The 7,436-nt window shown below is 71.4% G+C and carries 8 protein-coding genes; 3 read left to right on the forward strand and 5 right to left on the reverse strand.

Translation table 11 applies throughout. The features are described from left to right. The 3 genes from ADK55_RS07710 to ADK55_RS07720 form a co-directional block, all read left to right on the forward strand. A partial coding sequence (locus tag ADK55_RS07710; protein WP_053676725.1) for a hypothetical protein occupies positions 1–674 on the forward strand: 674 nt, incomplete at its 5' end. A 179-nt stretch (positions 675–853) separates the two neighbouring features. Further along, positions 854–1,303 carry a hypothetical protein gene (locus tag ADK55_RS07715; RefSeq protein WP_053676726.1) on the forward strand — a complete coding sequence of 150 codons (450 nt, stop codon included), beginning with the start codon at positions 854–856 and terminating at the stop codon, positions 1,301–1,303. Positions 1,304–1,397: 94 nt separating this feature from the next. After that, entirely contained in the window at positions 1,398–1,859 is a 462-nt protein-coding gene (locus ADK55_RS07720) for a hypothetical protein (protein WP_053676727.1), read from the forward strand. Between the two features lie 70 nt (positions 1,860–1,929). Here ADK55_RS07720 and ADK55_RS07725 read toward each other — a convergent pair whose 3' ends face one another. The 5 genes from ADK55_RS07725 to ADK55_RS39615 all read right to left on the reverse strand — a co-directional run. Continuing rightward, positions 1,930–2,838, reverse strand: a complete 909-nt coding sequence (locus ADK55_RS07725; RefSeq protein ID WP_063839471.1) for a replication-relaxation family protein — start codon at positions 2,836–2,838, stop codon at positions 1,930–1,932. Beyond that, positions 2,835–5,432 carry a hypothetical protein gene (locus ADK55_RS07730; protein ID WP_063839472.1) on the reverse strand — a complete coding sequence of 866 codons (2,598 nt, stop codon included), beginning with the start codon at positions 5,430–5,432 and terminating at the stop codon, positions 2,835–2,837. The genes ADK55_RS07725 and ADK55_RS07730 overlap by 4 nt, the downstream gene beginning before the upstream one ends. Next, positions 5,417–6,106 carry a hypothetical protein gene (locus ADK55_RS07735; protein ID WP_053676728.1) on the reverse strand — a complete coding sequence of 230 codons (690 nt, stop codon included), beginning with the start codon at positions 6,104–6,106 and terminating at the stop codon, positions 5,417–5,419. The genes ADK55_RS07730 and ADK55_RS07735 overlap by 16 nt, the downstream gene beginning before the upstream one ends. Continuing rightward, positions 6,103–7,224: an NlpC/P60 family protein gene (locus ADK55_RS07740; protein WP_234349942.1), complete on the reverse strand. Its 1,122-nt coding sequence runs from the start codon at positions 7,222–7,224 to the stop codon at positions 6,103–6,105. Before ADK55_RS07740 ends, ADK55_RS07735 begins: the two co-directional genes overlap by 4 nt. Next, positions 7,221–7,436 (reverse strand): hypothetical protein (locus tag ADK55_RS39615; protein WP_234349943.1); only part of this gene is annotated, 216 nt, incomplete at its 5' end. The genes ADK55_RS39615 and ADK55_RS07740, both read right to left, overlap by 4 nt.

Below are 7,436 nucleotides of genomic sequence, written 5' to 3' on the forward strand. Positions count from 1 at the left end.
TCGGCCCCGCACGGGCCCGCCCCCTCGCCCGCGTCTACCGACCCGCACTGATCATGCCCCCCATCGCCGCCCCCGCCCTGGCCGCAGGACTCCTGCCCCGCATCTCCCTGCCGCTGGTCCTGGCCGGCGCCGCCATGGAACTGCTCTACCTCAAAAGCCCCAACGCGGTGCGCTACACCCTGCTGACCGGCGCCGCTCTCCTGGCGGCGGGCAACCTCGGCCACGGCCTGACCATCGAGCACACCCCCAGCACCGCCAACACCTGGGCACAGTGCCTGCTCGTACTGATCACCACCGACATCTACGCGAACAGCGCCTGGCAAAAGCTCCGCAGCACCCAATTCCGCAGCGGCCTCTACCTCGCGCAGTGGATCCACACCTACAGCCAGATCCGCGACCGGCTTCCCCACCCGGGCCAGCACGCCGTCCCCGGCCTCGTCCGCCGGCACGCGGGCAACCTCACCGAGGGGGACGTGCGACTGTGGCGCGCGGTCGCGGCCACCGCCATCACAGCGGAACTCGCCTTGCCGCCCGCACTCCTCATCCCTCAGACGATGCCGTACGCCATCGCGGCCGGCATCGCCATGCACGCGGCATTCACCTGCCTCAAACCCCGCCAACTCATCACCTTCTCCGGCCTCACCCTCGCCACCTACCTCGCCTTCGCCGCCTGACAGACGCGGCCGGTACTCGGCCGGTAGCCGCGTTCGGGAGCGCGCACCCCTCGCCGGCGCCCGGCGGCACCGGCCCACCCGCTCGGGCAGGGTCACAGCCGCTCATGGCCGAAAGATAGGCCGGTGCATCGCTGGATCTGCCAGGCTGTGCGCGATGTCGAACGAGAGGGGCGGGGGCAGTGATCGAGTACGTTGGCCGGGTCGAGGACGGATTGCCGGTATTGGATGTCCGGGCTCACGCCTGGCTGGCCGGCCCCCGTACCGCGGGCATCATCTACACGCACCAACTGACGATCGCGCTTCTTGATGACAGTGGTGCCATGAAGGACGGCGACGCCGTTCTCACCCGCGCTCGCGCACTCGGCTGGGTGGAAACCTCCAACTACGCCGGATGGGCCGCTCCGTGCCCCGGCTGGGAAGCCCGGTTGCTGGACGATCACTTGTTGGTACGCCAGCCCGACGGGGCCCTCTGGTACGACGGGACCCTGCCCACCACCGAGGCCTGGCGCGAGGCTGCTCGGGAGGCCGGACAGATCTACCACTTCACCGCGGCGACGGGGGACCTGGGCTCGATCGGGGACCAGATCGCCTCCGGCGACGCCCTGGCCGTGGTTTCCACACTGACCTGAACCGCTCGCGCGAGCCCACCGGCACGCCGTGCAGGGCTTCCGAGGGTGCTTCGGATCGGTCACCATGGAAGTCCGTCGGCGATCCGAGGTGGGGATGAGCGAGGGTGGGGACGTTCTGGACGGGCAACCGGAGCAGGTCGGACCCGCGCCGTGGCTGGCGCTGGCCTGTCTGATCGGACTGGTTCTTGCCTACGTCGTGCTGACGAACTTCACCGCAGAGGTGCGGGCGGCGCTGTGGGGTAAGCCCGGGACCGTGACCGAAGCCGGCTGCCGGACGTACGACAACACCGTGGCCAATGCGGGAACGTCGACGTCCTGCTCGGGCGCTTTCACCCCCGACGACGGCGGCTCGTCGTTCGACGTCCCCGTCGAGGGCGACATCGATGCACAACCGGTCCGTGCTTGGCTGGTGGACGGTACCTCCGGCACCGCGTACATCTCACCGACAGTGTGGGCGGGGGTGCTCCCGGTGGGACTGTCCCTCCTCCTGGCCGGAATCCCGGCGGCGGTGACGGTCAAGCACGTGCGCCGCGTCCACGCACAGCGCCCTGGATAGCCTCTTCATGAATTCCACCTGCTGGCCGGTCTCCCGAGAGCGGTGTTCAGGCACCGCTCTTGGGGTGGCGTCACAGCTCTGTCCAGCCGCGGGGTTCGCGGTCTCCGGTGAGGGGTGTCCAGATCTTGGCGTGCGGGCCTTCGGCTTCGAGGTCTTCGAGGATGGTCGCTCCGAGCGGGACGGACGCGCCGAACCGGGTGACGAGGTCGTGGTCGGTGGCCATGTGCCGCAGGTCGGTGATCCGGTTGGTCAGCGTCGGCCGGGGCGCGCCGGTGAGGACGAACAACACCCGGGGGAATCGGGGATAGAAGCGCTGCCAGGCGAGCATCGCCGCGCCCTGGTCGGCGACGGTGCCGCGTCGGGCCGGCTGGGGGGTGTAGTCGTGGAAGCGGGCGTATGAGATGAGCTTGCGGGCCAGGCGCTCACTGCTCATGGTGGCCCGGTCGATCTCCACGAACGCCCGGTATTGGCGGCGGCGCGGCTGGGTGACGGTGTAGTGCAGGACGGCGTCGGCGATCAGCCGGTCCTCGCCTCCGGTGTCGGGGAGGCGGTGGGTGACCTCGGGAACCCAGTCCAGCGGCTCGTACTCGTCTCCCCGCACGCGGGCGTCCGCCAGGAACGCCAGGTGGGCGCGGACACCGGTGAGGGTGTGCGCGGCGCGCAGGCGGGCGGCGGCGGGGCTTTGGATGACGGTCGCTGAGCGGCCTCGGAGCTCCGGCCAGTCCTGAACCGCCTGCGCGCCGGCGGGGGTGAGGAAGTGTGCTTGGAGGCGGTGGCTGCCGCCGAGCACGGTGTGCGAGATCAGCCCTTCCTCGCGCAGCGGCGCGAGTTCCTTGTGGATCTTTCGGGGTGGCGTGTTGGGGGTGAGCATCTGGTGGATCTGGGTGGTGGTCAACAGCCGGTGCTGGGCGATCAGGGCGAGGGCCCGGTGGGCGTGGGAGTCCGCGGTGGACGGCTGGGTCATGGCGTCGGTGGTCATGCGTACGGGTCTTCCTTGCCGTCGTCATCGGTGGTGGTGGGTGTGGCGGCGGCGCGCCTGGTGAGGAATGTGCGGACTCGCTGCTCTTGGGCGAGCGCGAGGGAGGTGCGTTCGGACAGGGGGCGGGCGCCTGCGTTCTTGTGGGCGGCTCGGGTGAGCGTGCCGACGTCCTTGGGGCGGGCGAGCTCCCCGAACACCTCGGCGAGTTCGGGTCCGCGGATGAGCAGGGGCCCGATTCGCTTGCCGTCGACGGTGAACGAGGCGTAGTGCCACCACCGGTCGAGGCCTGCGACGTCGCGGGGGGTGATGGTGCCGGGCCACTGGTCGGTGATCTGCGCGATGGCGTCGATCGAGCCGGCCGTCGTGGAGAGACAAGACGCGTTCTGCATCAGGGCGGAGCGGGTGGTGGGGCTGAGACGGTGCAGGAGCTGCGTCATTCCGTGCAGCCGGCACCCGAACTTTCGGAGCTGTTCGGTGATCTCCGCCAGGACACTGGAAGAGCCCTGGTCCAGTGAGATCAGCTCGTCGAGGTAGAAGCGGAAGGAGCGGCGCCGCTTTTCGGGAAGGTCGCGCCGGGACAGGCCGGCGCGGAGGAAGTCGTGGACGATCAGCGACACCAACAGCCGGTCGGTGGGCCCGGTCCCGGGCGGGCAGATCCACAACACCCGGCTTTGATCCATGGCGTGGCGCATGTCGTAGCCGCTGACCGGGCACCCCAGGAACGCCCGGACAACGGGGGAGGACCCCAAACGTTCCAGCGGGTTCAGGACGACCGACAGACCGTCCTTCGGGATGTCGGGGAACGTGGCAGTCCACCATCGTTGGGCTTCCGGTTCCAGGGCGGCGAGCACGAGATGACGAAACGTGGGATCGGTGAGCAGGGTCCGGATCTGGAAGATGGTGGCCTGCCGGGTCTCGGCGTCGGCCGCGACGGCGGCGACATTGACCGACACCAGCGCCTCCACGGCCTTGGTGAGAAGGGTGAGTGCGCGCGGCGCGCTCACGTCCCCCCAGCCCAGGGCGCTCGCGAACGCCTCGACCACCGCGGCGCTGACCTCGTGGGCGGGCTGCCGGCTGCTCATGTCGATCAGGTTCCAGCAGCCGAGCATGTCGCCCGGCTCGCGCACCGTCAGATCGAAGAGCGCGACGCGGTCCACGACCGCGTCGTGCGCGAGATAGCGGGCGACGTCGCCGAAGGAGTCGCCGTGCGGGTCCACGAACGCGAGACCGCGCCCGTTGTGGGCGCTCGCGACGGCCTGGACCTGCGCGCGCATCGTCTTGCCCCAACCGGCCTTGCCCGACTGGACCTCGAACAGGGTGTCGTCCTCATGTGTGGCCAGGAGACGTTCCCGCCCGTCGGGCCCGCGATACCAGCCCTGCGGGATCAAGTCCTTGCCGATCTCGTAGGTCGGGATGTCGCCTTCCATCAACGCCACCCGTGCCGCCGCGGTGGTCGGTTTCAGGAAGCCGGCCAACTCCTCGATGTGGGCCCACCCCCCCCGCGCCGGCCGCATCAGCGCGGTGGACCCCCGCGGGTCGAAACGGTCCCGCCACGGCCACCGATCCGGGCCCACCCGAACCGGCCCGAGCGACCAACCGATCGAGGACAGACGCGAGGCACCCGCGTAGACGTCCATGGCCGCGCTGATCCGCGCCATGCGCTGCTCCGCGCGCTTGTCCTTGTCCGAGGCACAGCGCACCATGATCTGCACCCGCACCAGACCGGGGCTGTGAGCGAGTTTGCCCAATACTTCGTCGCGGTCGAGGCGTCGGGGCTGGGGTGAGATCACCATCTGTCCTCGGGGGGTGCCCCTCCACTCGGCCGGGTCCAGGAGCTTGCCCAGGGCGACGGGAACACTGTCACCGCCGGTGTTCTGGGTGACCCACCTCGCGTCCCGCCTCGCATCCCGCCGCGCCTTCTCACGGGCGCGCCGCATGGTCTGTACGCGGCGTGCGGCCAGGTGCCAGCGAGGGGCGGGGGAGAGATCCACGCACACCTCGGCCATGTCCCCGAGATCGGCGTTCAGACCGGCGACGGCGTCGAGGAGCGGTTGCAGCGGGTCGGGATCCAACGGGACCTCGCGCAGGCGGGATCCGGGCTCCCCATGCAAGGTCAGCACCGCCCGCACCACATGGTTGCGGCGCTTGTCCGCGACCGGCGCGCACGGCCTCACGCGGACCCGCTCACCGTACGGTGTCTGCGTCAGCAGGGCGTGCGCGCTCGCCGGGGCCTCGATGCGGTAGGTCAAGGGCCGCACGCCGTCGGCGCGCAACCGCAGGCGCAGCGTCCGGGCCCGACGGGGTGTCCACCACGGTCCGGAGCCGGCGGCGCGCGCGAGTTGCATGCCCTGGCGCCAGATCTGTTCCGGGCTCGGGTCGAAGTGCGGTGCGGGCGTCACCTCGAAGTACGTCCGCCGCGAGAGCGCCTCCGTGGCCAAACGCCGTTGCACTGCCTCCCACCCCAGCCACACGACGGCCGCGGTCAACGCGAGCCACCACGCGTTCGCCAACGTCCAGTCCGCGAACGCCGCCAGGGCGTTGAACAACGCTGCGCCCATCGTGAGCACGCCGGCTGCCATCAGATGCGGTCCCATGCTCCTGCTCCGTTCTGGGTGTAGAGGACGGTCGCGGTGCGTCCGTCGAGGAAGGTTCCCGCCGGGTCGGCTCCGGCCCACACCAGCCGCACCACCGCCCGCACCGGTGGAGTCGCCGCGACCTGCGGGTGGGTCTGGGGCGTTCCGGTGGACGCCCGCAGGGGCGGGGTGGTGTCACGGCGGGCGGTGGCGGCCTGGATCCGGACCCGTGCGTATCCGGCGGTCTCCCCGAGCCATGCCGCACGCCCCAGGGTGAGCAACCGCTGTTCGTCGCGGGCCGGCAGGTCCGGGGCGCCGGCCCGGTCAAGGGCCTGCTGGATGATCGGATCCGCGGCCGGTCCCGAGTCGGGCGGCGGGAGCTCCCCCGGCGCCGACGCTGCGCCGGACTGTTCCGGTCGGGCCGGCTCCGACGGCGCCGAAGCGGCGTCGGCTGCCGGCGGCCCCGGGGCGCCGTGCCCGGTGGGCGACGAGCCCGCCCCCGCGTCGCGGCCTTCGGGCGGCGAAGCCGGCGGCGCGGGGGAGTCTGCGGCCGCCACGATCCGGGGCCCGGGGGACCTGGCAGAGCGGTCGGCTGTGGGCGTCCGCAGCCCGAGGTGGAGGAGGAGGGTTCCGGCGGTGGTGAGGATGGCGGCGGCAGCCAGAAGCCGTCCGCCGGTCCAACGGGAGGTGTTCACAGCAGCCTCGTGCCGCCCGCGTAGTCGGGCATGGCGGTCACGGGGTCGATGCGGACGGGTTTCCCGGGCCGGGGCGCGTTGATCATCTTTCCGTCTCCGAGGTAGATGCCCACGTGATGGATGAGGGAGTCGGCTGTGGGGCTGTAGCCGTAGAAGATGAGGTCGCCCGGTCGCAGGGAGGTGATCCCGGCTGACGCGGGGATCCGCCGGCCTACGCCGGCTTGGGCGGCGGCGGTGCGGGGGAGGTTGATGCCGGCTTTCGCGAACGCGTACTGGGTGAGCCCGGAGCAGTCGAAGCCGGTCACGGTGCGTCCGTCCTGCCCGCCCGGCGAGCAGCAGATCCCCGTCGTCGCCCCGCTGGGGCCGCCCCCGCCCCAGGAATAGGGCTGTCCCTGTTGGGCCAGGGCGGCTTGGATGACGGCGCCGACGTTCCCCGAGGGCAGGGTCGGGACCTTGCCCAGGGAGTCGTAGCGGTCGATGCCACTCATGACGTCGTCGACGTACGCCCACGACAGGTTGTAGGTGTGGATCGCCGCCCGAAGCTGCTCCCGGTCGGTGAGATCGCGGCCTTTGCCGCACAGGTAGATGCCGGCGGACAGGGCGGCGTCGTCGGCGTTGTGCGGGTTGACCACCTTGTCGCCGTTGCCGTCCTTCCCGTACGAGCGGAAGGTTTCGGGCAGGAACTGGAAGGGCCCGACCGCCCGTTCGTACTGGTCGTCGCCGTCCCACAGCCCGCCGTCGGTGTCGGTGATGGCGGTGGTGTTCCCGCCGGCTCCGGATCCGTCCAGGCGGGGGCCGATGATGGGCGGGGTGATGTCCCCGCTCGCGCCGACCGCGTGACCGGAAGCGTGATCGGACTCGATGCGGGCGATCCCCGCCAGGACCTGCCACCGCATCCCCTTGCACCCCGGCACATGCGCGGTGACCCCAGCCGCGCCGGTGAGGTAGGCGGTCAGCATCCGTTCCGGGATCCCGGCCTCGGCCGCGCTCACCGCCGCGGTGACCGGCCCCCCGCTCGACTGGCTCGCCGCCACCGACATGAACACCGTGGCCGTGCAACCCACGGCAGCCGACAGCAGCACCACACCGAGACATCCGAGCTTCTTCCAGGCCTTCACCGCTCACCACTGTTTGTGCGGTCGGCTTCGCGGCGACGCCGTGCGGCGTCCGCCTGTTCCTCGAAACGGCGACGCAACCGCTCCGCGTTGGCGGTGCTCGCGGTGTCGGCGGCCCGGGACCCGGGCGCGGGGTAGGGCGTGGATCGTGCGCCGCGCGTGTCGGCGGCGGGGGTGTACGGGGCTGCGCCGGAGGACGGGGGGGTGGGCGGGGG

Source organism: Streptomyces sp. WM4235, assembly GCF_001279725.1.
Classification (GTDB): domain Bacteria; phylum Actinomycetota; class Actinomycetes; order Streptomycetales; family Streptomycetaceae; genus Streptomyces.

Excerpts from the sequence above, each read along its gene's own strand:
- ADK55_RS07720 (WP_053676727.1), top strand. The coding sequence starts at position 1,398 with ATGAGCGAGGGTGGGGACGTTCTGGACGGGCAACCGGAGCAGGTCGGA.
- ADK55_RS07725 (WP_063839471.1), bottom strand. The coding sequence starts at position 2,838 with ATGACCACCGACGCCATGACCCAGCCGTCCACCGCGGACTCCCACGCC.
- ADK55_RS07730 (WP_063839472.1), bottom strand. The coding sequence starts at position 5,432 with ATGGGACCGCATCTGATGGCAGCCGGCGTGCTCACGATGGGCGCAGCG.